The sequence below is a fragment of the Domibacillus sp. PGB-M46 genome (assembly GCF_022668875.1).
Taxonomy (GTDB): Bacteria; Bacillota; Bacilli; order Bacillales; family Domibacillaceae; genus Domibacillus.
Genome location: NZ_JAKGCR010000089.1, coordinates 1 through 288 on the forward strand (window position 1 = coordinate 1; position 288 = coordinate 288).

Below are 288 nucleotides of genomic sequence, written 5' to 3' on the forward strand. Positions count from 1 at the left end.
GAATACTGCTTGCCCACTGGCTGTTCAAACCGATGAAGTTCACCTGCTTTGTACCATTTCATCCATGTTTTAAGCTGTGTATAGTTTCGAATATTTAATTCTTTCATTACTTCTTTAACGGCTACTCCAGCTAGTCTCATCTGTACAGCTTTCATTTTTATTTCTGCTGGATAACTCACTCTTGTCCTCATAATGAAAAACACCTCCAAGTTGGCTTTTTAGGTACTTACATACCCATTTTTCAACTTAAAGGTGTTTTTATTTGTCTCACTCCATGGGGTCAGTCCC

Annotated in this window: 1 protein-coding gene; it reads right to left on the reverse strand. The window is 38.2% G+C overall.

Annotated features, from left to right (window positions below; all coding sequences use genetic code 11):
* The coding region (locus L2D08_RS23725) for a helix-turn-helix domain-containing protein (RefSeq protein ID WP_242238022.1) at positions 1-191 on the reverse strand (191 nt) is incomplete at its 3' end.
* Positions 192-288: the final 97 nt, after the last annotated feature.